General features: G+C 68.7%; 17 protein-coding genes. 8 read left to right on the plus strand and 9 right to left on the minus strand.

Annotation, left to right across the window (positions count from 1 at the left end; translation table 11 throughout):
- The first annotated feature begins 42 nt into the window (after positions 1 to 42).
- Both Q344_RS0102660 and Q344_RS0102665 read left to right on the plus strand, forming a co-directional pair.
- Positions 43 to 1,200 carry an acyl-CoA dehydrogenase family protein gene (locus Q344_RS0102660; RefSeq protein WP_156954619.1) on the plus strand — a complete coding sequence of 386 codons (1,158 nt, stop codon included), beginning with the start codon at positions 43 to 45 and terminating at the stop codon, positions 1,198 to 1,200.
- Positions 1,201 to 1,351: 151 nt separating this feature from the next.
- Positions 1,352 to 1,573 (plus strand): hypothetical protein, encoded by a 222-nt coding sequence (locus tag Q344_RS0102665; protein WP_156954620.1) that lies wholly within the window; start codon positions 1,352 to 1,354, stop codon positions 1,571 to 1,573.
- A gap of 4 nt (positions 1,574 to 1,577) precedes the next feature.
- On the opposite strand, the gene Q344_RS0102670 is transcribed toward Q344_RS0102665, so the two are convergent.
- From Q344_RS0102670 to Q344_RS0102685, 4 genes are all read right to left on the minus strand, one after another.
- Positions 1,578 to 1,928, minus strand: coding sequence for a hypothetical protein (locus tag Q344_RS0102670; RefSeq protein ID WP_028285297.1), 351 nt, complete (start codon positions 1,926 to 1,928; stop codon positions 1,578 to 1,580).
- 127 nt (positions 1,929 to 2,055) lie between these two features.
- The gene (locus Q344_RS0102675; protein WP_229669124.1) at positions 2,056 to 5,337 is read right to left on the minus strand and encodes an efflux RND transporter permease subunit; all 3,282 of its coding nucleotides are present in this window, start codon (positions 5,335 to 5,337) and stop codon (positions 2,056 to 2,058) included.
- 8 nt (positions 5,338 to 5,345) lie between these two features.
- Complete coding sequence (locus Q344_RS0102680; RefSeq protein ID WP_028285299.1) at positions 5,346 to 6,527, minus strand: efflux RND transporter periplasmic adaptor subunit; 1,182 nt, start codon at positions 6,525 to 6,527, stop codon at positions 5,346 to 5,348.
- Between the two features lie 248 nt (positions 6,528 to 6,775).
- The gene (locus tag Q344_RS0102685) at positions 6,776 to 8,842 is read right to left on the minus strand and encodes an ATP-binding protein (protein WP_028285300.1); all 2,067 of its coding nucleotides are present in this window, start codon (positions 8,840 to 8,842) and stop codon (positions 6,776 to 6,778) included.
- Positions 8,843 to 9,322: 480 nt separating this feature from the next.
- Here Q344_RS0102685 and Q344_RS0102690 point away from each other — a divergent pair, with 480 nt between their 5' ends.
- Positions 9,323 to 10,303 (plus strand): NAD(P)H-dependent flavin oxidoreductase, encoded by a 981-nt coding sequence (locus tag Q344_RS0102690; RefSeq protein ID WP_028285301.1) that lies wholly within the window; start codon positions 9,323 to 9,325, stop codon positions 10,301 to 10,303.
- 244 nt (positions 10,304 to 10,547) lie between these two features.
- Here the strand turns inward: Q344_RS0102690 and Q344_RS0102695 are convergent, their stop codons facing one another.
- A complete protein-coding gene (locus Q344_RS0102695; protein WP_028285302.1) occupies positions 10,548 to 12,113 on the minus strand; it encodes a 2-isopropylmalate synthase in 1,566 nt (521 codons plus the stop codon).
- 278 nt (positions 12,114 to 12,391) lie between these two features.
- Here Q344_RS0102695 and Q344_RS0102700 point away from each other — a divergent pair, with 278 nt between their 5' ends.
- From Q344_RS0102700 to Q344_RS0102715, 4 genes are read left to right on the plus strand one after another with little or no spacing between them, the layout of a single operon-like run.
- Positions 12,392 to 13,057, plus strand: coding sequence for an SDR family oxidoreductase (locus Q344_RS0102700; RefSeq protein ID WP_028285303.1), 666 nt, complete (start codon positions 12,392 to 12,394; stop codon positions 13,055 to 13,057).
- On the plus strand, positions 13,054 to 14,580 hold the full coding sequence (locus tag Q344_RS0102705) for a cryptochrome/photolyase family protein (protein WP_028285304.1): 1,527 nt from the start codon (positions 13,054 to 13,056) through the stop codon (positions 14,578 to 14,580). The genes Q344_RS0102700 and Q344_RS0102705 overlap by 4 nt, the downstream gene beginning before the upstream one ends.
- A 60-nt stretch (positions 14,581 to 14,640) precedes the next feature.
- Positions 14,641 to 15,927 carry a lipoprotein-releasing ABC transporter permease subunit gene (locus Q344_RS0102710; RefSeq protein ID WP_028285305.1) on the plus strand — a complete coding sequence of 429 codons (1,287 nt, stop codon included), beginning with the start codon at positions 14,641 to 14,643 and terminating at the stop codon, positions 15,925 to 15,927.
- Positions 15,920 to 16,603, plus strand: coding sequence for an ABC transporter ATP-binding protein (locus Q344_RS0102715; protein ID WP_028285306.1), 684 nt, complete (start codon positions 15,920 to 15,922; stop codon positions 16,601 to 16,603). The genes Q344_RS0102710 and Q344_RS0102715 overlap by 8 nt, the downstream gene beginning before the upstream one ends.
- Positions 16,604 to 16,706: 103 nt before the next feature.
- On the opposite strand, the gene Q344_RS0102720 is transcribed toward Q344_RS0102715, so the two are convergent.
- The 4 genes from Q344_RS0102720 to Q344_RS22955 all read right to left on the minus strand — a co-directional run bounded on the left by Q344_RS0102720 (position 16,707) and on the right by Q344_RS22955 (position 21,570).
- Positions 16,707 to 18,005 carry a pilus assembly protein TadG-related protein gene (locus tag Q344_RS0102720; protein WP_051630216.1) on the minus strand — a complete coding sequence of 433 codons (1,299 nt, stop codon included), beginning with the start codon at positions 18,003 to 18,005 and terminating at the stop codon, positions 16,707 to 16,709.
- Between the two features lie 2 nt (positions 18,006 to 18,007).
- Positions 18,008 to 18,340: a hypothetical protein gene (locus Q344_RS26300; protein WP_169739171.1), complete on the minus strand. Its 333-nt coding sequence runs from the start codon at positions 18,338 to 18,340 to the stop codon at positions 18,008 to 18,010.
- 309 nt (positions 18,341 to 18,649) lie between these two features.
- Positions 18,650 to 20,608, minus strand: a complete 1,959-nt coding sequence (parE, locus tag Q344_RS0102730) for a DNA topoisomerase IV subunit B (protein WP_028285309.1) — start codon at positions 20,606 to 20,608, stop codon at positions 18,650 to 18,652.
- 182 nt (positions 20,609 to 20,790) lie between these two features.
- Positions 20,791 to 21,570, minus strand: a complete 780-nt coding sequence (locus Q344_RS22955) for an ImuA family protein (protein WP_188781482.1) — start codon at positions 21,568 to 21,570, stop codon at positions 20,791 to 20,793.
- Positions 21,571 to 21,683: 113 nt separating this feature from the next.
- Between Q344_RS22955 and Q344_RS0102740 the strand changes: the two genes are divergently transcribed.
- On the plus strand, positions 21,684 to 22,724 hold the full coding sequence (locus Q344_RS0102740) for an aldo/keto reductase (protein WP_028285310.1): 1,041 nt from the start codon (positions 21,684 to 21,686) through the stop codon (positions 22,722 to 22,724).
- Positions 22,725 to 22,779: the final 55 nt, after the last annotated feature.

A 22,779-nucleotide genomic window follows, 5' to 3' on the forward strand; every position in this document is an offset into this window, starting at 1 on the left:
GCGGCGCCTGGCCGCCCCGCCTTTCCAACCCGAGAGGCAGGCATGCTGCGACGCACGATCTACGACGAGGAACACGAGATTTTCCGCAAGAGCGTCCGGGCCTGGGCCGAGCGGGAGGTTTTCCCGAACTCCGAGACCTGGCGCGAGACCGGCGCCGTCTCGCGCGAGGCATGGCGCAGCGCGGGGGAACAGGGGTTTCTCTGCATGTATGCCGACGAGAAATACGGCGGGCTCGGCCTGCAGGATTTCCGCTACGACATGATCCTGAACGAGGAGCTGGGCGCGAAGGAACCGGGCTTCTTCCTCGGGCTGCACAACCGGATCGCCGGACCCTACATGCAGCACGTGGCCAGCGACGACCAGCGCGACCGCTACATGCCCGGGATCGTCTCGGGCGAGACCATCCTCGCCATCGCGATGACCGAACCGGGGACGGGCTCGGACCTGGCCGGGATCAGGACGCGCGCGGTCGAACAGGATGACCACTGGGTGCTGAACGGATCGAAGACCTACATCTCGAACGGTTTCCTTGCCGGGCTCGTCATCGTCGCCGCCCGCACCAATCCGGAAGCCAGCCACGAGATCGGGCTCTTCCTCGTCGAGGGCGATGCCGAGGGGCTGAGCCGGGGGCGGAACCTGTCGAAGATGGGCCTGCCGTCGCAGGACACGGCGGAGCTCTTCTTCGACAACGTGAAGGTCCCGAAGCGAGACGTGCTGGGCGATCCGAAGATGGGCTTCCGCATCATGATGAAGAACCTCGCTGAAGAGCGGCTGATCGGCGCCACGGGCTTCATGGCGCGGGCGGAATACGCCTTCGCCATCACGATGGACTACATCCTGGAGCGCCGGGCCTTCGGCAGGGCGATCGGCACGTTCCAGAATTCGCGCTTCAAGATGGCCTCGATGCGGACCGAGCTGGATGCCGCCTGGGCGCTCACCGACCATTGCGTGCGGGAACACCTGCAGGGCGAGCTCAGCGCCGAGATGGCGGCCGAGGTGAAGCTCTACACCTCCGAGGTCGAGGGCCGCGTGGTGGACGAATGCCTCCAGCTCCACGGCGGGGCGGGGTTCATGGACGAATACGAGATCTCGCGCCTCTACCGCGATGCCCGGATCAGCCGGATCTACGCCGGCACCTCCGAGATCATGCGCGAGATCATCGGCCGCGGCCTCGGGCTCGACGACCGGCAGAGGAACTGAGGCCCGGGAAGACCGGGGCCTTTGCGGCAACCCTCGCCGAACCGGACGCGTCACGCTGCGGGCGGCGGGACCGCGCGCCCGGGACTTGCCAAGTGACGCGGGCTTTGCCACCCTTCGTCCCATGCGGGAACTCACGACCGCCGAGGTATCCATGACCACCACGCACAGCAAACGCCGTGTGCAGATCGTCTGCGCGGCCTTCCTTCACATCCCGATCGTCGCCATCGCGGCCTATGCCGTGGCGTCGGGAAGCTGGCAGGGCGCGGGCACGCTTCTGCTCGTCGGCCTCGTGGCGACCGTGGCCGCGACGGTGCTGATCGTACCCTACGTCGGGCGCGTGCTCGACGGGCAGCGGCTTCAGCCGGCGGAATAGGCGTTCAGAGGAAGAGCCAGAGCAGCCAGGCCAGCAGCGCGACCTTGGCGACGGCCAGCAGCAGGAGCGTGTCGCGGTTCTCGGGCGCGCGCAGCACCTCGAGGTAATGCCGCCAGCCCCGCGCCGCGGGCGCGCCGAAGAGCCTCGCCTCGATCCCCGCGAAGACCCGGGCAGGGGGGGCGGCATCGGCGGCCATGTCGGCTTCGTGGATCAGCGAGAGATATTCGTTCCAGGACCGGAAGGCCCGCCGCAGCTCGGCATCCTCCTGCAGGGCCGCGAGCACGTCGCGACGCTTGGTCCCTTCGAGAAGGCCGAGTGCAAGTTCTCCGGCGCTGGCGATCTTCTCGTCGTCCAAGGTCGGCTCCGATCCGGGGCCCGGTCTGGGGACCCGCTGCAATCATCGTGCCGCATTCCCGGCGCCCTGGCAATGACCCGCCGCCGGCCACGCGGCGGTGACGGTCCGAAACGGCGCGACCGCCCAATCAGCCCCCCGCCGCCGCCATCTCGCGGGCCAGCCGTTTCTCCTCCTCGACCTTCGGGACGGAGAACCGGGCGAGCAGCAGGTAGACCACCGGGGTCAGGTAGAGGGTGGAGAGCGTGGCCAGCCCCAGCCCGCCCACGATGACCCAGCCGAGCGCCTCGCGCGCCTCGGCGCCCGCGCCCGAGGCGAAGATCAGCGGCACGCCGCCCAGCACGGTCGAGGTCATCGTCATCATCACCGGGCGCAGCCGGATGGTGGAGGCCTCGAAGATCGCCTCGCGCAGGGCAAAGCCCCGGTCGCGCAGCTGGTTGGCGAATTCCACGATCAGGATGCCGTTCTTGGCCATGATCCCTATGAGCATCACCAGCCCGATCTGGGAATAGACGTTCAGCGTCATCCCCGTCAGCACCATCGCCACCGCCGCGCAGGCGAGGCCAAGGGGCACGGTCGACATCACGACGATGGCCGAGATGAAGCTTTCGAACTGGGCCGAGAGCACGAGGAACACCACCACGATCGCGAAGCCGAAGGTCAGGAACATGCCGGCCGAGGTCTGGTCGAGCGTCGCGGCCTCGGCCAGCGGCACGATGCGGTTCTCCTCGGAGAGGACCTCCGCGCCCAGCCGTTCGACCTCCGCCATCGCGCTGCCGAGCGACATCGCCGGGGTCAGGCCCGCCGAGATCTCGACCGAACGGTTCTGCCCCTCGCGGTTCAGCTCGGGCGCCACGGCGCGTTCCGAGAGCGTGACGAAGGTCGACATCGGGATCATCTGCCCGTCGCCCGCCCGGATGAAGACGTTCTCGAGGTCGGAGGGGTCGTTGACCGGGTTCGAGGTCGACAGCATCTGGATGTCGTAGCTCTTGTCGTCGATGAAGAGCTCGCCCACCGACCGCCCGTCCAGCACGGCGCGGAGCGCGTCGCCCAGCCCCGTGATGTCGACGCCGAGGTCCGAGGCGCGGCGGCGGTCGATTTCGATGAAGAGCTGCGGCATGGTCGTCTCGAACTCGAGCCGGACCTGCCCGAAATCCGGGTTCTCGGACATCCGCGCGACAAGCCGGTCGGCGACCTCGGCAAGCTGGGCGTAGTTGTTGCCGGTCACCGCGAAGGCCAGCCCGCGGCCCGCGCCGCGGATGCCCAGGGAATTGGGCTGGATCGCGAAGGCCCGCACGCCCACGACGTTGCCGAGCGCGCGGTTGATGTCGCCCACGATCGCGTCCTGCGCGCGGTCGCGTTCGTCCCAGGGGGCCAGCGACATCACCATGAAGCCGCGCGAATTGTTGCCGCCGAAGCCGGTGATCGAGAAGACCGACACGATCTCTCCGCTGTCCTTGAGCGGCTGGATCGCGTCCTCGATCTCGGCCATCTTCCCGGTGGTGTAATTCAGCGCCACCCCCTGCGGGGCGGTCACGGAGAGGAGCGCGACGGCGCGGTCCTCGCGCGGGGTGAGCTCCTGCTTGATGCCGCCCGACATCATCACCGCGGTCAGCGCGAAGAGCACGGCGATCAAGAGGACCACGAAGGGGGCGGCGAGCGCCCAGTCGAGCGTCGCGCGGTAGAGGCCGGCCAGCCGGTTGCCCAACCAGACGACCGGCCCGCGCGGGTCCGGGTCCACCGGTTTCGTGAGCAGGCGGCTGGCCAGCACCGGGCAGAGCGTCAGCGCCACGACGGAGGAGAGCGAGACGGCGATCGCGAGCGTGAAGCCGAATTCGCGGAACAGCCCGCCGACCTGGCCGGGCAGGAAGGACAGCGGCACGAACACCGCCGCCAGCGTCGCGGTGGTGGTGACGACGGCGAAGAACACCTCCTGCGTGCCGATCACGGCGGCGGCGCGGGGGCCGGTGCCCATGGCGCGGTGCCGCACGATGTTCTCGAGCACGACGATGGCATCGTCGACCACCATGCCGGTGGCGAGCACGAGCGCCAGCAGGGTGAGGATGTTGACCGAGAACCCCGCGAGGTAGAGCGCGGCGATGGTGCCGATCAGCGCGACCGGCATGGTCAGCGCCGGGATCAGCGTGGCGCGGATGTCGCGCAGGAAGAGGTAGATGATCGCGATGACGATGGCCACGGCAAGGCCGAGGGTCACCAGCACCTCGCGGATCGAGCCGTTGATGAAGTTCGCATCGTCCGAGGTGATGAAGATGTCCACGTCCTCGGGCAGGGTCCGGGAGAGCTGGGCGACGACGGCGCGGACGTTTTCCGAGATCTCCAGCGTGTTCGACGTCGCCTGCCGGATCACCCCGATGCCGATCCCGGTCTGCCCGTTCGCCCGCAGCACCGTTTCGTTCGGGGCCGGTCCGAGCGAGACGCGGGCCACGTCGCCCAGCACCACGTTGTCGGCGATCTCGAGCGCCTCGAAGGCCTCGGCGGTGGCCACCAGCGCCGTGGTGCGCACGTTGATCGTCTGGCGCTCGCCCGACAGATCGCCCGCGGGCACGTCGTAGGCCACGGTGCCGAGCGCGGTGCGGAGATTGGCGAGCGTCAGGCCGCGGGCGGCGAGTTTCCTCTGGTCGATGTCGACGCGGAAGATCGGCTCCCGGTCGCCGTAGACCTGCAGGTCGGCGACGCCCTCGACCGAGATCAGCCGGTCCTCCACGCGGTCGGCGACGATCTGCGTCAGCTCCTGCGGCGAGCGCGAGGGCGAGGTGACGGCGAGGCGGATCACCGGCTGGGCATTGGCGTCGGCCTTGACGATGCGCGGATCCTCGGCGTTCTCGGGCAGCTGGTTGGTGATCCGCGCGATGGCGTCGCGGGTGTCGGTGGCGGCCACGTCGAGATCGACGTCATCGCCGAATTCCAGCGTCACCCGGCTGCGGCCGTAGCGCGAGCTGGACGAGATCGCGCGGATGCCCGAGACCCGGCCGACCGCACCCTCGACGCGGGAGGTGACCTCCTGGTCGACGGTCTCGGGCGAGGCGCCGGCATAATCGGTGGTCACGGTCACGACGGGGCGGTCGACATCGGGAAGCTCGCGTATCTCGACCCCGGCGAGGCCGGCGATGCCCGCGATGACGATGAGCGAGGAGAGCACGAAGGCCAGGATCGGACGCCGGACGAAAAGGCCGAGGCCGCCGCTGGCACCCGGGGGCAGGGCGGGCTCGTCCGCCGTCCGCGCGGCGGTGTCCCGCGCCGCCACGGCCGTGGGTTCCGGGATCTCCGGGGTCGCGGCGGACCGCCGGTCGGTGGCTCCGGGATTGGCGGGCACCTCGAGGTCGGGCAGGACCGGCGCCCGTCCGTCCGCGGGCGCCTTGCCCTTGCTCCGGTTCCACCAGCCCCGGGCCATCGCGCGCCTCAGGACTTGCGCGGCGTCGAGGCGGTCGCTTCCAGCGCCGCCTTCTCGCCCTCGATCGTGACCTCGGCGCCGGGGCGCAGGGTCTGCACGCCCTCGATCACCACCTTTTCGCCCGGCTCCAGCGCGCCTTCGACCAGAACGGCCGCGGCGTTGCGCTGGCGGATCTCGACCGGCACGCGGGCGACCTTGCCCTCGCGCACCAACCAGACGAAGGCGCCGTCGCTCGACCATTGCACCGCCAGCGGGTCGACGGTGGGGTGGGCGTCGCCGGTGAAGGCCAGCGTCACCGACAGCGCCATGCCGTCGCGCAGGCGGTCGCCTTCGTTCTCGAGCTGGCCGAGCAGGCGGATCGTGCGGCTGTTGCGGTCGACCTGGTTGTCGATGGCGACGATGCGGCCGTCGATCCGGGTGCCGGGCATCGCGAGCGGTTCGGCAACGAGGTCCATGCCCGGCGCCAGCTTCGCCAGCAGACGCTCGGGCACGCGAAAGTCGATCTGGATCTCGCTGCGGTCCGAAATCACCGCCAGCTCGTCCTGCGCGGCGACGCGGTCGCCGACCTCGTTCTCCACAAGGCCCATCCAGCCCGCGATCGGCGCCACGACCTCGCGCTGCGCCAGATCGAACTCGGCCTGGCGCACGGCAAGCTCGGCGGTGCGCAACGCAAGCTCCGCCTCGCGCAGCGCGACGGCGCTGGCCGTGCCGGCCTGGCGCAGGCGGTCGAGCCGTCCGGCGTTCTCCTGCGCGTCGGTCAGCATGAGGCGGGCGCGGTCGAGCGCGATCTGCTCGGCCTGGTCGTCGAGGCGGAAGATCACCGTGCCCTCCTCGACGTATTCGCCGGCGCGGAAGCCGATCTCGGTGATCCGGCCGCTCGCCTCGGGCCGGACCGAGACGGAGCGCAGCGCGCGGCCGTCGCCGATGGAAGTTACACGGTCGTTCAGCGTGCCGGTGCCGACCTCGGCCACGACCACCTTCGATGCGCCACCCCCGCCGTAGCCGCGGGGCCCCTCGGCGGCTTCGGCCGCCTCGGCCGGCGTCAGCCCGAGCGCGTCGTAGACGCCTGCGCGTTCCAGCCACGGCCGGGCGGAGGGGACGTATTCGATCCAGAGCGCCACGGTGCCCCCGATGACGATGGCCGCCAGGAGGAGCTGGCTGAGCGCGGATTTGAACCAATTGAGCCACATGGGCGATGCGTACCTAGCTTGCGCCGCGAAGGGCGCGTCACGGGACGGAGAGGAGGGGCCACCCCTGCCGCAGCGAAATCTATCAGCAGACACGCATTTGGCGCCAGAGACCTTGCGCTCTCCCGCGCCGAATTCCAGCCACCTGCCGGTTTCCCGGTCAAGCTAGGGCCTGCGGGCGCGGCTGTCGCATAATATTACGGTGAAGTCGCCTTGCGACCGGGGCCCGGTGGCCCGGTCCGGGCCGAGGATCAGGCCGCGGCGCGCGCGGGTTCCGTCCTGCCGTCCTCGGGCCGATGCTGATCGTGCGGAATGTCGAAGGTGAAGCAGGAGCCGCGCCCGACGATGGAGGAGGCCGAGATCGTCCCGCCATGCAGTTCGACCAGCTGCCGCGTGATCGCGAGGCCCAGCCCGAAACCGCCGTGAGCGCGCGCATCCGAGCCGTCGACCTGCTGGAAGCGTTCGAAGATCCGTTCGAGGTATTCCTCGGGCACGCCGCAGCCGGTGTCGGTGACGCTGAAGACGGTGCGGTCCTCGAAATTCTCGGCCCGCACGGTGACCGAGCCGCTGTCGGTGAACTTGATCGCGTTGCCGACGAGGTTGTAGAGCACCTGCTTCAGCCGCTGCGGATCGGCGTTGACGGGCGTGTCGGTGCAGTCGAAGTCCAGCTTCAGCGACTTGCTCTCGGCCTGCTGGCGCAGCTCTTCCAGCGCGTCCTCGGTGATCTGCGCGGGCGAGACGGGTTCGGGCGCGAGCTGGATATGCCCGCGTTCGACCTCGGCCCAGTCGAGCAGCTCGTTCACCATCGCCAGCATGTGACGGGCCGATCCGCCGATGCGACGGCTCTGCTCGGCCACCGCGGCGGCGTATTCGTCGGCCGCCTTGCGGGCCTTCACGGCGTCGAGGTCGGGACCTGAAAGCGCCTCGGTCAGGCGGATGAGCTGCGGGAAGAAGCTCTTTTCGCCGAGCAGCTGCGCATAGCCCGAGATCACCGTGAGCGGCGTGCGCAGCTCGTGGGTGACGTTGGACAGGAACTCGGACTTCTGCCGGTTCGCGGCCTCGGCCTGCAGGCGGCCGTTGATCTGGTCGGTCACGTCCGAATGCACGCCCACGGTATAGCCCTCGGGCGTCCGGCTTTCGGTGACCTTGAGCGTGCGGCCATCCTCGAGCGGCTCCAGCAGGACCGTGCCGTTGCGGTGCGCGTCCATCCGCTCTTCGATCCACGCGTCCTCGCGGCCGACGCCTTCGACGAACTGGCCGTTCCTGGCGGCGATCCGGATCAGGGTCCTGAAGCGGACGCCCAGCAGGAGGTTGCGGTCGGTCTTGTAATATTCGGCAAAGCGCGAGTTACACAGGGTCAGGCGGTCGTTCTCGTCATAGAGCACGAAGCCCTCGTCCAGCGCCTCGACCGCGTGGGCGAGCAGCCGGCGCGAGCGTTCGATCTGCAGCGCAAGGCGGCGGATCAGGAAGATCACCCCGCCCAGCACCATTGCCGCGCCGGCAACCGCGAGCACGATCTTCAGGGCGTTCGGGCCGATGGTGGGCCAGCCCTGCGCCGGGCGGGCGGCCAGCTGCCAGCGACTCTTGAGGAAACGGGTCGTCTGGACCACCGCGTCCGTCTCGAAGAGCGCCTCGTCGCCGAACAGCACGTTGCGCGTGCGGCCGTTGCCGTCGATCTCGCGCAGGGCGAAGTTCAGCCCGCTCCCGTAATGATGGCCGGCGAGGTCGGTGCCCAGAAGGCCCTTCTCGGACAGCACGACCGAGATCACGCCCCAGAAGCTCTGGCCGGCGAAGGAGACGCTGGGCACGAAGACGGGATAGCGCAGGACATAGCCGCGGCCGCCCTGCACCAGCTCGGTGGGCCCCGTCAGGACGGGCGCCCCGTCGCGATAGGCGCGGGCGACGCTGGCCAGCTGGTTCGGCACGTCGCGATAATCCAGGCCCAGCACAGCCTCGTTGCCGCGCCGGGGCGCGACATGGCTGACGCGCAGGCCGGGAGCCAGCGCGATCGACTTGATCTCGGGATGCCGCTCGACCAGCTTGGCGGCGGTGTCGGCGACGAGGTTTTCCGGGATGTCGGGGGAGACCGCAATGAAGGTCGCGAGCCGGTTGGCCACCAGCTCCATCGCGAAGATGCGTGATTCGAGCGCCATGAGCGCCGATTTCGCATCCTCGGCGGTATCTGCACGCGCCTGGTGGAGATGGTCGCGGTAGTCCTGACGGACGAGCTGGATTCCGAATGCCAGCAGCATGACACCGGCCATGATCGCGAGGAAGATATGCGCGCGGGAAATCGCGACGGCCATCTTCTTCTTCATTGCGACGCGCCTCTCTACTCTCACCAAACCCGTCTTTGCGCCGGGCACCCTGCTCGTTCCGGAGCGCGCAACGAACGCCCCGCCTGTTCCAGTGACGGAAGATTTGGACGGAAATATGACCGGACCGGCATATTCGACCGCCGTCCCGCGTCCTTCGAGAGTGTGAAAAGTGTCAGGAATTGAAGGCGTTGCGGGGGCGCGGAACTTCCTGCGTCGGATCTCGTTCACGTTTCGCGCCCCCCGCGAGGAGCGCGCGACAGGGTTCAACCACCGGAGAGACCGACCATGCCCGAAGGCGTCTTCTGCCTCGTCCTCATCGCGGCCTTCACCGTCGCCGCGGCGTTCTGAGCGATCGGCTCCGGGCCTCGCGACGCCGGCCCCGTCACGCTCCCAGATACCCGAATTCGCGCCCCCGCAGCTTTGCGGGGGAGGGGCGCCTGCTATGGTCGTGCGAAAGCTCTGGAAGAGGAGACGAGAGCGATGCTGAAGACGCGGTTCACCGAGATGATGGGCATCGAGCACCCGATCGTGCAGGGCGGGATGCAATGGGTGGCGCGGGCCGAACTGGCGGCCGGGGTCTCCAACGCGGGCGGGCTCGGCATCATGACGGCGCTCACCCAGCCCACGCCCGACGATCTGCTGAAGGAGATCGAGCGCTGCCGGAGCATGACCGACAAGCCGTTCGGGGTGAACCTGACGATCCTGCCCTCGCTGCGGCCGATCCCGCACAAGGACTATGCCCAGGCGATCATCGACGGCGGCGTGAAGATCGTCGAGACGGCGGGCAACAACCCGGGCGAGTTCATCGGCATGTTCAAGGATGCGGGCTGCAAGGTGCTCCACAAGTGCACGGCGATCCGCCATGCGCTGACGGCGCAGCGGCTCGGGGTCGACGTGATCTCGATCGACGGGTTCGAATGTGCGGGCCACGTGGGCGAGGACGACATCACCAACCAGCTTCTGGTGCCGCTGGCGGTCGACGCGCTCGACATCTGCGTGATCGCCTCGGGGGGCTTCGGCGAGGGGCGGCAGCTCGCCTCGGCGCTCGCGCTCGGGGCCGAGGGCATCAACATGGGCACGCGTTTCATGGCCACGAAGGAGGCGCCGATCCACGACGCGGTGAAGCAGCGGCTGGTCGAGGCGGGCGAGCGGGATTCCGTCCTGATCATGCGCGCGCTCCGCAACACGAGCCGGGTGTTCCGCAACGAGGTCGCGGAAGAGGTCGCCCGGATCGAGAAGGAGAAGGGCACCGACTTCCGGATCGAGGACGTCTCCGAGCTTGTCGCGGGCGCGCGCGGCAGGAACGTCTATGCCAGCGGTGACGTGCAGGAGGGGCTCTGGTCCGCCGGCATGGTCGCAGGTGTCATCAGGGACGTGCCGAGCTGCAAGGAGCTGATCGAGCGCATCGTGGCCGATGCCGAGGCGGTCATCCGCGGTCGTCTCCAGACCCTCGTCGCCTGACCGAAAGGCGCGCCGCAAGCGGCGCACACGATTTCATGGCGATCCGGCAAGGCCGGATCGCGGGCCTCCGGCGGGAGTATTTCACGAAAGGTGAAGCCGCGTGGGTGTCTGCGGCGTCACCGGCCCGAAATGGCTCCGGGGTCCGGGTCCGCGTCCCGGAGCCCGCGACCCAGAGCCCGATCGCCAAGGGAAAAGGCCCCGCAAGCATGTGCTTGCGGGGCCTTTCTCAAGGTGTCCCATGGGCTCAGGACACGTCCTTGTAGGAGATCTCCCGCGTGTCCGAGCCGGTCTTGCCGCGGCGGACGAGCAGTCGGTTCAGCGCGTGGATATAGGCCTTGACGCTCGCGACGACCGTGTCGGTGTCGGCTGATTGCCCGGTGACGATGCGGCCGTCCTCTTCCAGCCGGACCGAGACGGTGGCCTGCGCGTCGGTGCCTTCCGTCACCGCGTGCACCTGGTAGAGCTGCAGCCGGACGTCATGCGGGAAGATCGCCTTGATGCAGTTGAAGGCGGCGTCCACGGGGCCGTCCCCGGTGGAGGAGACCTCCTTCTCCGCGCCGTCGACGAGCATGGTCATCTCGGCCTCCTGGCCCTCGGTCCCGCAGACCACGCGGAGCCGCTTGAGCGCCAGCCGGTCGGCGCCCGCATCGTCGGACATCTGGACGAGGGCGATGAGGTCCTCGTCATAGACCTCCTTCTTGCGGTCGGCGAGATCCTTGAAGCGGACGAAGACGTCCTTGAGCTGGTTCTCCCCCATCTCGATCCCGAGGCCCTTGAGCTTGGAGCGGAGCGCCGCGCGGCCCGAGTGCTTGCCGAGGACGATGTTGTCCTCGTTCAGACCGATGTCGGCGGGCTTCATGATCTCGAAGGTCTCGACGTTCTTCAGCACGCCGTCCTGGTGGATGCCAGACTCGTGAAGGAAGGCGTTCTTGCCGACGATCGCCTTGTTGAACTGGACCGCGAAGCCCGAGACGGTGGCGACCCGGCGCGAGAGGTTCATGATCTTCGTGGTGTCGATGCCGGTGCGGTAGGGCATGATGTCGTTGCGCACGCGCAGCGCCATCACCACCTCTTCGAGCGCGGTGTTGCCGGCGCGTTCGCCCAGGCCGTTGATCGTGCATTCGATCTGGCGGGCGCCGGCCTCGACCGCGGCGAGGCTGTTCGCCGTCGCCATGCCGAGGTCGTTGTGGCAGTGCGTCGAGAAGACCACCTCGTCGGCGCCGGGGACGCGTTCGAGGAGCATGCGGATGATCTCGGCGCTTTCGCGGGGCGCGGTGTAGCCCACCGTGTCGGGGATGTTGATCGTCGTGGCGCCGGCCTTGATCGCGATCTCGACCACGCGGCAGAGATAGTCGCGCTCGGTCCGGGTGGCGTCCATCGGCGACCATTGCACGTCATCGCAGAGGTTGCGGGCGTGGGTCACGGTCTCGTGGATCCGTTCGGCCATCTGGTCCATGTCGAGGTTCGGGATCGCCCGGTGCAGCGGGGAGGTGCCGATGAAGGTGTGGATCCGCGGCCGTTTCGCGTGCTGGATCGCTTCCCAGTTCCGGTCGATGTCGGGGATCTGGGCGCGGGACAGCCCGCAGATCACTGAGTTCCGCGCGTTCTTCGCGATCTCGGACACGGCGCGGAAATCGCCTTCCGAGGCGATCGGGAAGCCGGCCTCGATGATGTCGACGCCCATCTCGTCGAGCAGGCCCGCGATCTCGAGCTTTTCCTCGTGGGACATGGTCGCGCCCGGGCTCTGTTCGCCGTCGCGGAGGGTCGTGTCGAAGATGACGACGCGGTCCTGGTCTTTGGTCTGTGTCATGTGATGTCTCTCTTTTCTCCTGAAGCCATGGCGCGAAGGCTTGTCCCCTGAGCGGTCGCGCCGAACGGCACGCTCAGAGGCGGATTAGGAGAATCAGGACAGCGGCGGACAGCGCAGCCCGCGGGGCGCCGGAACGGCGCGCGTCGGATGCGATATGGCCCAAGGTCGTCATGGCGTTTCTATACGACGCCGCGTCAGGGATGAAAACCCGGGAATTTCGCGGCGTTGCAGCATGCGGTTTTTGTGATCTTTGACCGGCCGTCGCGCGTAGACGGTCCATGAACAGAACACTCCTGATCGGGGCGACCGGCGGCATCGGCAACGCTCTCTTGCAGGCGCTGCGCGACCGCGGCGCCGATGTGACCGCCCTGTCCCGCAGCGGTGACGGGCTCGACGTGACCGACGAACGGAGCGTGGAGGACCATCTCGGGGCGCTCGAGCCGGGCTTCGACGCGGTGCTTGTCGCGACCGGCGCGCTCGAGATCGGGGGCCGCAGGCCCGAGAAGAGCCTGCGCGAGATCGACGCCGCGGCGATGGCCGAGCAATATGCGCTGAACTGCATCGGTCCCGCGCTCGTGCTGAAGCATTCGGTCCGCCTGCTGCCGCGCGACCGGCGCTCGGTCTTCGCGGCGCTTTCGGCCCGGGTGGGCAGCATCGGCGACAACGGGCTTGGCGGCTGGTACGGGTATCGGAGCGCGAAGGCGGCGCTGAACCAGGTGCTCCACACCGGCGCGATCGAACTGGCGCGCAGCCATCCGCTGGCGATCTGCGTCGCGCTGCATCCGGGCACGGTGCAGACGGCGCTGACGCAGCGCTATCTCTTCCGGCACCCCTCCGTCGCGCCGGACGAAGCCGCGGGGCACCTGCTGGGCGTGATCGACGGGCTGAAGGTCACCGACACCGGCGGCTTCTTCGACTGGCGCGGCACGGCGGTGCCGTGGTGAGACGCCTCGTCCTCGTCCTGGGCGACCAGCTGTCGCCCGCGCTGTCGGCGCTGCGCGCGGCGGACAGGGCGCGGGACCGGGTGGTGATGGCCGAGGTCCGGAGCGAGGCCAGCTATGTGCCGCACCACCCCAAGAAGATCGCGCTGATCTTCGCCGCGATGCGCCATTTCGCGGCGGAGTTGCAGGCCGACGGCTGGGACGTGGCCTACACCCGCTATGACGATCCGGAAAACGCGGGCTCGATTCCCGCCGAGCTGATGCGCCGCGCCATGGAGACGGGCGCGCGGCAGGTGCTGCTCACCGAGCCGGGTGAATGGCGCCTGATCGAGGCGCTCGAGGACTGCCCGCTCGCCACGTCGACCCTGCCGGACGACCGCTTCCTCTGTGCCCGGCCCGCGTTCGAGGCCTGGGCCGAGGGCCGCAAGGAATTGCGGATGGAGTGGTTCTACCGCGAGATGCGGCGGCGGACCGGCTACCTGATGAAGGGCAGGGAGCCCGCGGGCGGGAAATGGAACTTCGATGCCTCGAACCGGAAGCCCGCCGCGCGCGACCTGCTGCGCAGCGCGCCCATGCAGTTCACCCCGGATGCGGTGACAGAGGAGGTTCTGGACCTGGTCGCGGCCGAGTTCGGCGAGAATTTCGGCACGCTCCGCCCCTTCGGCTTCGCCGTGACGCGGAGCCAGGCGCGCCGCGCGCTGGCCCATTTCGTGCGTCACCAGCTGCCCGGATTCGGTCCCTCCCAGGACGGGATGCTGGAGAACGAGCCCTATCTCGAACATGCGCTGATCTCGGGGTACATGAACATCGGCCTGCTCTGCCCGCGCGAGGTCTGCGACGCCGTGCAGGCCGCGTGGGAGGCGGGCGAGGTGCCGATCAGCTCGGCCGAAGGCTTCATCCGGCAGGTCATCGGCTGGCGGGAATTCGTGCGCGGGGTCTATTTCCTCGAAGGCCCCGACTACCCGCGTCGCAACGCGCTGAACCACCGGCGCAAGCTGCCGCCGCTCTACTGGGGGGCGGAGACCGGGATGAACTGCCTCGCACAGGTCGTGGCCCAGACCCGTGATCTCGCCTATGCGCATCATATCCAGCGGCTGATGATCACCGGAAATTTCGCGCTGCTCGCCGGGATCGACCCAGCCGAGGTGCATGGATGGTATCTTTCGGTCTATTTCGACGCCTTCGAATGGGTCGAGGCGCCGAACACCGTGGGGATGAGCCAGTTCGCGGACGGGGGCGTGGTCGGCTCGAAACCCTATGTCTCGTCGGCCAATTACATCGACCGGATGTCGGATTACTGCACCGGCTGCCGCTACGATCCCAAGACCAGGACGGGCGAGGGGGCCTGTCCCTTCAACCTGCTCTACTGGGCCTTCATGGAGCGTCACCGGGCGAGGTTCGCGTCGAACCATCGCATGGGGCAGGTCTATGCCACCTGGGACCGCATGGAGCCCGGGCACCGCGAGACGGTGCTGGCCGGGGCCGAGACCTTCCTGACGGATCTGTCGGCGGGGAAGCCGGTCTGAGCGCTTGACGCGCCGCGCCCGCTCCCCCACCTTCCGCCGCAATCACAACCGGAGAGCAGCATGGCCGGCCGCACGCCCCCCTTCGCGCCGTTCGAATTCCTGATCGCCTGGCGCTACCTGCGGGCGCGCCGTTCCGAGGGCGGCGTCTCGGTCATGACCTGGATCTCGCTGGTCGGGATCGCGCTGGCGGTCTTCGCCCTGATCGCGACGCTTGCCGTAAGGTCCGGGTTCCGCGCGGAATTTGTCGACACGATCCTTGGCTCGAACGCCCATGTCACGCTCTATCCGCAGGCGGTGCAGGACGAGAACGGCCGCGTCACCCGCGCCATCACCGATTACGAGGCGCTGGCCGGGCAGGTCGCCACCGTCGAGGGCGTGAGCCGTGCCGCGCCGCTCATCAAGGGGCAGGTGATGGCCAATGCCAACGGCCGGAACTCGGGCGTCGAGGTCTTCGGCATCACCGAGGAGGACCTGCTCGCCATCCCCCGGATCGCGGATCCCGAAACCAGCTATGGCGACATCGCGCGCTTCGGCGAGGGCGTGGCGATCGGATCGGGCGTGGCGCGGGAACTGGGCGTCACGACGGGCGACAGGATCCGGCTGATCTCGCCCGACGGGGTGAAGACCGCCTTCGGCACCAGCCCGCGGGTGAACGCCTACGAGGTCGTCTATGTCTTCACCGCCGGTCGCTACGACATCGACCGGACCCGCGTCTACCTGCCCTTCGCCGAGGCGCAGAGCTATTTCAACCGCGAGGGCACGGCGGACGAGATCGAGATCATGATCGACGATCCCGAGAACGTGCAGGACATGGTCCGCCCGATCGCGCTTGCGGCCGGTGACGGCTACATGATCTGGACCTGGCGGGACGCCAGCGGCGCCTTCCTGCGCGCGCTCGACATCGAGGACAACGTGATGTTCGTGATCCTCTCGATCCTGGTGCTGATCGCGGCGATGAACATCGTCTCGGGCCTCATCATGCTGGTGAAGAACAAGGGCCGCGACATCGGCATCCTGCGCACGATGGGCCTGACGGAAGGCTCGGTCCTGCGCGTCTTCTTCATCTGCGGCGCCTTCACGGGGATCATCGGCACTCTGGCCGGCGTGATCCTCGGCTGCGCCTTCGCGATCTGGATCGACCCGATCTTCTCGGCGGTGAACTACGTGGCGGGGGGCGGCGTCTGGGACCCTTCGGTCCGTGGTCTCTACAACCTGCCCGCAAAGCTGCAGCTGCAGGACGTCCTGTCGGCGGTCGGGCTCTCGCTCGGGCTGTCGTTCATCGTCACCATATTCCCCGCACGCCGCGCCGCGCGGATGAACCCCGTGGAGGCGCTCCGCTATGAGTGATCCGGTTCTGGCCCTGTCGGGCATCGCCAAGACCTACAACCAGGGCCTGCCGGGCGAGATCCGCGTGCTGCGCGACATCGACCTCGCCATCGCACCGGGCGAGGTCGTGGCCCTCGTCGCGCCCTCGGGGGCCGGCAAATCGACGCTGCTGCACATCGCGGGGCTGCTGGACACGGCCGACACCGGCTCGGTCCGGATCGGCGGCGAGGATGTCACGGGCCTGTCGGACCGCCGCCGCACGGCAGTGCGGCGGTCGGACGTGGGCTTCGTCTACCAGTTCCACCACCTGCTGCCGGAGTTCACCGCGCTCGAGAACGTCGTCCTGCCGCAGCTCGCCGACGGCAAGCCGAAGCGCGAGGCCGAGGCGCGCGCGCAGGAGCTTCTGGCCCGCGTCGGCATCGCCGAACGGGCAGGGCACCGGCCGGCGCAGATGTCGGGCGGCGAACAGCAGCGGGTGGCCTTCTGCCGGGCGCTCGCCAATGCGCCGCGGCTTCTGCTGGCGGACGAGCCGACGGGGAACCTCGATCCCGAGACCTCGGACCGGGTCTTCGGCGCGCTGATGGAGCTGGTCCGCGACACCGGCCTCTCGGCGCTGATCGCGACCCACAACCTCGAGCTCGCCCGGCGGATGGACCGCGTCCTGCGGCTGGATGCCGGGGAGCTGACGGCGGCCTGACGGGTCCCGCCATGCGCCTGAAAGCCGGGACCGCGCGGCCGGTATGAGAGAAACCGCGCGGCCCCGAACGGCCCGCGGGTGACGGACCGTTTGCCGTGGGAGTTCAGAGCGCGAGGCGGAAGTAGGGCGCTTCGTAATTGCCCTCCATCCCCGTGCCGCAGAAACCCATGTCCATGTTCGACGTGCCGCTGATTTCCTGCCCCGAGATCAGCGAGGCGCCCTGGATCCCGTTCGCATTGGCGCTGAAGGTGATGTCGCCGAGCGCGATGATCTGACCGCCGTAGACCCGCAGGTCCGCCGCCACATCGACGCCGCCCCGCGTGATCAGCTGGGCGCCGCCCCCGGGGGCGCAACCGTCGTCCAGTCCGACCGAGAGCCCGGAGGGGGCCGTGAAGCTTTTCGCGTCGGTGCTCTCGTTGAAGACCACCACGTTTTCCAGCAGCACGCCCTGGCCGAAGGCGACCGGGCAATCCGTGATGATCCCGAGGTTCTTCAGGTGGGAGTCCTGCTCGATCGTGACCTTGGTGCCGGAACAGGAAATGCGGTGGATCCGGTTCGGCGTGAAATCCTCGGCCGTGAACTTCGATCCCGTCAGGTAGACGGTCACGCCGCGCAGGTAGTCCGGCACGTAGTGACCGTAACCGGTCAGGAGGTCGTCGTGGATCGCGTCGATCTTGTTGAGCACCCGCAGCCGGTAATAGCCGCGGCGCAGCGCGATCTGCAGCCCCTCGTTGGTCTCGAAGCCCGATTTCGGCAGGTCGAGTTGCGAGAGATCGGGCATCGAGACCACGGTGCCCGGTTCGAAGGTGTTGTTCGAGTTCAGCGAGACATAGGTGTTGGAATGCACGCAGAACCCGTTCGAGAAGCCGTTGTTCGACTGGATGTCCACGATGCCGTCCGCGACGAAACCTTCGCGCAGGCAGGGCGGCTGGAAGGTGGTGAAGACGGCCTCGGCCGCGATGTCCCAGTCCCCGTGGTCGAGCAGCCGGAAGATGTAGGTCTTGACCGGATTGCCGCCCGCGCCGGTCCGGGACGGACGGACCCGCACGGCCGAGACGGCAGTCGGGTCCGACACGAAGCTGCGTGCGGCCGCGTCCCAGACACCGAATTCCACGTTCTCGGCGGTGAGCACCGCGCCGTAGGCGGCGGGGGGCATGTCATGCAGCGCGACCGCGGCGGCCCGCGCCTTGGCCTCCTCGGGACCCATCGTCTCTCGGTTGTAGAGTGCCGCGTGGGCCGCGCTGTCGGCGGCGACCTGAAGCTGGGTGCGGGCGGATTGGAGATAGGCGAATTCCACCGCGAAGGCGCTCGCCAGCAGCGTCGCGGCCAGAAGGTAGACGGCAAGGATGGTGATGGCCCCGTCCTCGGTCCGGGCGAAGTCTTTCAGGCGGACAGGCGGCATCGTCAGTACTCCACGAAATGCTGGGAGGAGACGCGGATCCAGATATTCGCCAGATCGACGAGGGCCTGCGGCACCAGCAGATCGGTGACGCGATAGGCCAGTTCGCTCGTCACGACGCCGTTCTCGATCCGCGTGGTGACCACGGCCTCGGGGGCGATGTGGGAGATCTTCTGGCGGATGTAGGCCTCGGTCTCGGCCTCGGACTGGATGTAGCCGGTGCTGAGGATGCGGTTCGCGTTCTGCAGGACGCGGTAGGCCTGGTTCTTTTCGAAGACGATCATCGAGACGTTGATGACCAGGGCGAGCATCCACACGAAGATGGGCAGCCAGATCACGGATTCCACGGTGGCGGTGCCGCTATCGTCCCGACAAAACCGACTGACTCTTCCGCGTGGCTGGCGCATGGCTGGCTCCGTGACAACAACCATTGCAAAGTCTTGCTGAAACGGGGCGGGAATACGGCACGAACCGGCTCGTCCGGAGGCGAGGTGATGCCCGACTTTGGGCAATCGCATTCAAGTTCCCTAATGTTGGCGGATTTCCGCCGATGACGCAGGGACCGCCCAAGCCGCTTGCACCACGGGGGGGCCGTGCCGGTGCAGAGCGATTCGCCTGCGCCCGGCGCCTTGCAGGGCGGCGCCCGTTCAGACGTCGATATCCTCGACGAACTTGGCGTTCTCCTGGATGTACTGGAACCGCAGCTCGGGCTTCTTGCCCATCAGCCGCTCCACGAGGTCGCTGGTCTGGCCCGGCTCCTCGTCGTCGATGGTCACGCGGATGAGCTTCCGCGAATTGGGGTCCATCGTGGTTTCCTTCAGGTCCTTCGCATCCATCTCGCCCAGACCCTTGAAGCGCGAGACCTCGATCTTGCCCTTGCCGCCCAGCCCCTTGGCCAGCCAGACGTCGCGCTCGGCCTCGTCCTGGACATAGACCCGCTGCGCCCCCTGCGTCAGCCGGAAGAGCGGCGGGCAGGCGAGGTAGAGGTGGCCGTGGTCGATCAGCGGCCGCATCTGGGTGAAGAAGAAGGTCATCAGCAGCGAGGCGATATGCGCCCCGTCGACGTCGGCGTCCGTCATGATGATGATCTTGTCGTAGCGCAGGTCGTCGATGTTGAACCTGGTCCCGAGGCCGACGCCCATGGCCTGGCAGAGGTCCTGGATCTCGGCATTGGTGCCGATCTTGTTCGACGCCGCGCCCAGCACGTTCAGGATCTTGCCGCGGAGCGGCAGCAGCGCCTGCAGCTTCCGGTCCCGCGCCATCTTGGCCGACCCGCCGGCGCTGTCGCCCTCGACGAGGAACAGCTCGGTCCCGTCGCGTGCGCTCGCGGTGCAGTCGGTCAGCTTGCCGGGCAGGCGGAGCTTCTTGGTGGCCGATTTGCGCTGTGTCTCCTTCTCCTGCCGGCGGCGGAGGCGTTCCTCGGCCCGCAGCACGAGGAAGTCGAGGATGGCGCCCGCCGACTTGGTATCGGCGGCCAGCCAGTTGTCGAAATGGTCGCGCACCGCGCCCTCGACCAGCCGCTGCGCCTCGGTCGTGGCGAGGCGGTCCTTGGTCTGGCCGACGAATTCCGGCTCGGAGATGAAGCAGGACACCAGCGCACAGCCGCCCGTCAGCAGGTCGTCCCGGGTGATCTGCGCGGCCTTGCGGTTGTTCACCAGCTCGCCATAGGCCTTGATCCCCTTCAGGATCGCGGCCCAGAAGCCCGCGACATGGGTGCCGCCCTCGGGGGTGGGGACCGTGTTGCAGTAGGACTGGATGAAGCCGTCGCGCGAGGGCGTCCAGTTGATCGCCCATTCGACCCGGCCCGGCACGCCGAAGCGCTCGCGGAATTCGACCCGGCCCGAGAACGGCGCCTCGGCATAGGTGGAGGATTTGCCCAGCGTCTCGGTGAGGTAGTCCGAGAGGCCGCCGGGGAAGTGGAAGACGGCCTCCGTCGGGGTCTCGCCGTCGTCGATGGCGGTCTTCCAGCGGATCTCGACGCCCGAGAAGAGGTAGGCCTTGGACCGGATCGACTTGAAGAGCCGGGCGGGCTTGAAGCGGTGATGGCCGAAGATCTGCTCGTCGGCATGGAAGGTCGTCGTGGTGCCGCGCCGGTTCGGGGCGGCGCCGATCTCTTCCAGCGGGCCGAGGGGAACCCCGCGGGAGAAGCGCTGTTCCACCAGCTTGCGGTCGCGGGCGACCTGCACGACCATCGAATCCGACAGGGCGTTGACCACCGAGGCGCCGACGCCGTGCAGACCGCCCGAGGTCTCGTAGGCCTTGCCCGAGAACTTGCCGCCGGCGTGCAGCGTGCAGAGGATGACCTCGAGCGCGGACTTGCCGGGGAATTTCGGATGCGGGTCGAAGGGCATGCCCCGGCCGTTGTCGCGGATGGTCACGGAGTAATCGTCGTGCAGCTCCACCTCGATCCGGTTGGCATGGCCCGCGACGGCCTCGTCCATGGAGTTGTCGAGCACCTCGGCCACGAGGTGATGCAGCGCCCGCTCATCGGTGCCGCCGATATACATGCCGGGCCGCTTGCGGACGGGTTCCAGCCCTTCGAGGACCTCGATGCTGTCGGCGTTGTAGTCGGATTGCGGCACGGCCGCGAGGAGGTCGTCTGCCATGGTGTCTGCTCTGTCTTTGGTTGTCGGTCACTATGGCAAATCATCGGGACCGGGGAAAGGGCATGGTTCGCTTTGTCCACAAGATAAGGGTGTCTCCGGGGTGTGCATCGCAAGATCCGGGCAGGTGCCTCGCCGGGACGGGGCGAAGGCGCGCGCGGGGGGGGCCGGGGGGCGTGCCGGGCTCAGGCCCGGCCGACGGAGACAGGGGGCTGCGCGCCGGTCCCGGACGCCGCGGTGAATGGCGGGCGGTTTTCGGCGCTCCCGGCCATCCGTCGGGAGGCGGGCGTCCCCTCCGCCAGCTCCGGCAGGCCGGGGGACGGGCCGCCGTCGTCTCCCGTCACGACCTCCAGCCGCCCGCCCGCGACCCGCCAGATCCGCGGCGGGTCGGTCCGGGCGCGCAGCCGTTCCAGCCGCCAGGCCTCGCCCTCCGGCGCGCTGTCGCCGGGGCAGGGCGGGTGCGCGGCGTCCATCCGCCAGCGGCTCTCCACCCCCGGGGCGCCGCCCGCGCCCTCGGTCAGGATCAGCCCCAGGGGCAGGACGCGCCCTCCCTCGGCCCCCGTCTCGGCGGCGAGGTGCATCCGCCGCACCGCGGTGAGCGAGGGCAGGCCCGGCAGGTCCGCCACCATCATCGGCGCGGCGCCCGCGCGCAGCACCTCCTCGGCGGTCCAGAGGATGTCCTCGGCCCGCACGGCGTGCACGAAGATCACCGCGGCGGGCGACAGGAACCGCGCCATCCCGTCGCCGTTCAGCCGGTCCGGGCTCCAGGCGGGGGCGATCCAGAACAGGGGGCGCTGCGGGGTCACCCCGATCCGGGCCGCGAGCCGCAGCGCGAGGGTGCGGCGGGCATTGCCGCAGGCCTCGTGCAGCCGGCCGAGCCGCAGCGACGCGCCCGCCCCCAGATCGAGCGTGGGGGCGGGGCGGTGCGGGGCGTTGCGCAGCAGGGTGGAGGCGGGGGCGGGCATGCGTCCCTTCTAGCATGTTCTCATTTTGTTCTCAATCATGCTCCCGGGGGGGGCGCGTTCGAATTTCAGTAACTTCCTGCCGGTATGACCGTGTCACCGGCACGGGAGCGCGCATGCAGACGAACAGACTTGGCCACAGCGGGATAGAGGTCAGCCGCTACTGTCTCGGCTCGATCACATGGGGCGGGCCGACGCCGCTGACCGAGGCGCATGCCCAGATCGACCGGGCGCTCGCCCACGGGATCAACTTCATCGACACGGCGGAACTTTACCCCGTCACCCCGATCCGGGCCGAGACCGTGGGCCGCACCGAACGGATCATCGGCCTCTGGTTCGCACAGAACGGCCGGCGCGGCGACGTGGTGCTCGCCACACAGCATGCCGGCGGCGGACAGAGGATGGTGCGGCAGGGCGCCGCCATCACGCCCGAGACGATCCGCACCGCGGTGGAAGGCTCGCTCCGGCGCCTGAAGACCGATTACATCGACCTCTACCAGTTCCACTGGCCCAACCGGCCGACCTGGCGCGACCCACATTTCCCCGACGATGGCCACCGCGCCGATCCCCGCGCGGTGATCGCCAACATGGAGGCGTGCCTGGGCGCGCTGGAGGCGGAACGCAAACGCGGCACCATCCGGCAGTTCGGCCTTTCGAACGAAACCGCCTGGGGCATGGCGCAATGGCTGCGGCTGGCCGAGGCCGGGGCAGGGCCGCGGCCGGTCTCGGTCCAGAACGAGTACTCGCTGCTCTGCCGTCACCCGGACGCCGACATGGCCGAGGTCTTCGTGAACGAGGAGGTCGGCCTCCTGGCCTATGCGCCGCTGGCCCTCGGGCTGCTGACGGGCAAGTACCAGGGCGGGGCCCGGCCCAAGGCGTCGCGCCTCGCGATGATGCCCGACCTCGGCGGCCGCAAGACGGCGCTCGCCCTCCGCGCGGTGGACGATTACCTCGACGTGGCCCTCAAGCACGACATCGACGTGGTGGGACTTGCCCTCAACTGGGTCGCCTCGCGCCGGATCACCACCTCGGTCGTCTTCGGCGCCACCACGACCGAGCAGCTCGACCGGATCCTGGGCCAGATCGACCTCGAGCTTTCGCCCGAGGTCCTCGCGGACGTGGAGGCCGTCCGCCGCGCCTGGCCCATGCCCTTCTGACAACACCCGGCGGTAATTCGTCCGCTGACCGAATTTGACCGTTGCCACCGACCGG

This window comes from Pseudooceanicola nanhaiensis DSM 18065 (genome assembly GCF_000688295.1).
Lineage (GTDB): Bacteria > Pseudomonadota > Alphaproteobacteria > Rhodobacterales > Rhodobacteraceae > Pseudooceanicola > Pseudooceanicola nanhaiensis.

Coding starts and splice junctions, on each gene's coding strand:
- Q344_RS0102660 (WP_156954619.1), top strand. CDS start 43: ATGCTGCGACGCACGATCTACGACGAGGAACACGAGATTTTCCGCAAG.
- Q344_RS0102665 (WP_156954620.1), top strand. CDS start 1,352: ATGACCACCACGCACAGCAAACGCCGTGTGCAGATCGTCTGCGCGGCC.
- Q344_RS0102675 (WP_229669124.1), bottom strand. CDS start 5,337: ATGGCCCGGGGCTGGTGGAACCGGAGCAAGGGCAAGGCGCCCGCGGAC.
- Q344_RS0102680 (WP_028285299.1), bottom strand. CDS start 6,527: ATGTGGCTCAATTGGTTCAAATCCGCGCTCAGCCAGCTCCTCCTGGCG.
- Q344_RS0102685 (WP_028285300.1), bottom strand. CDS start 8,842: ATGAAGAAGAAGATGGCCGTCGCGATTTCCCGCGCGCATATCTTCCTC.
- Q344_RS0102690 (WP_028285301.1), top strand. CDS start 9,323: ATGCTGAAGACGCGGTTCACCGAGATGATGGGCATCGAGCACCCGATC.
- Q344_RS0102695 (WP_028285302.1), bottom strand. CDS start 12,113: ATGACACAGACCAAAGACCAGGACCGCGTCGTCATCTTCGACACGACC.
- Q344_RS0102700 (WP_028285303.1), top strand. CDS start 12,392: ATGAACAGAACACTCCTGATCGGGGCGACCGGCGGCATCGGCAACGCT.
- Q344_RS0102710 (WP_028285305.1), top strand. CDS start 14,641: ATGGCCGGCCGCACGCCCCCCTTCGCGCCGTTCGAATTCCTGATCGCC.
- Q344_RS0102715 (WP_028285306.1), top strand. CDS start 15,920: ATGAGTGATCCGGTTCTGGCCCTGTCGGGCATCGCCAAGACCTACAAC.
- Q344_RS0102720 (WP_051630216.1), bottom strand. CDS start 18,005: ATGCCGCCTGTCCGCCTGAAAGACTTCGCCCGGACCGAGGACGGGGCC.
- parE (WP_028285309.1), bottom strand. CDS start 20,608: ATGGCAGACGACCTCCTCGCGGCCGTGCCGCAATCCGACTACAACGCC.
- Q344_RS22955 (WP_188781482.1), bottom strand. CDS start 21,570: ATGCCCGCCCCCGCCTCCACCCTGCTGCGCAACGCCCCGCACCGCCCC.
- Q344_RS0102740 (WP_028285310.1), top strand. CDS start 21,684: ATGCAGACGAACAGACTTGGCCACAGCGGGATAGAGGTCAGCCGCTAC.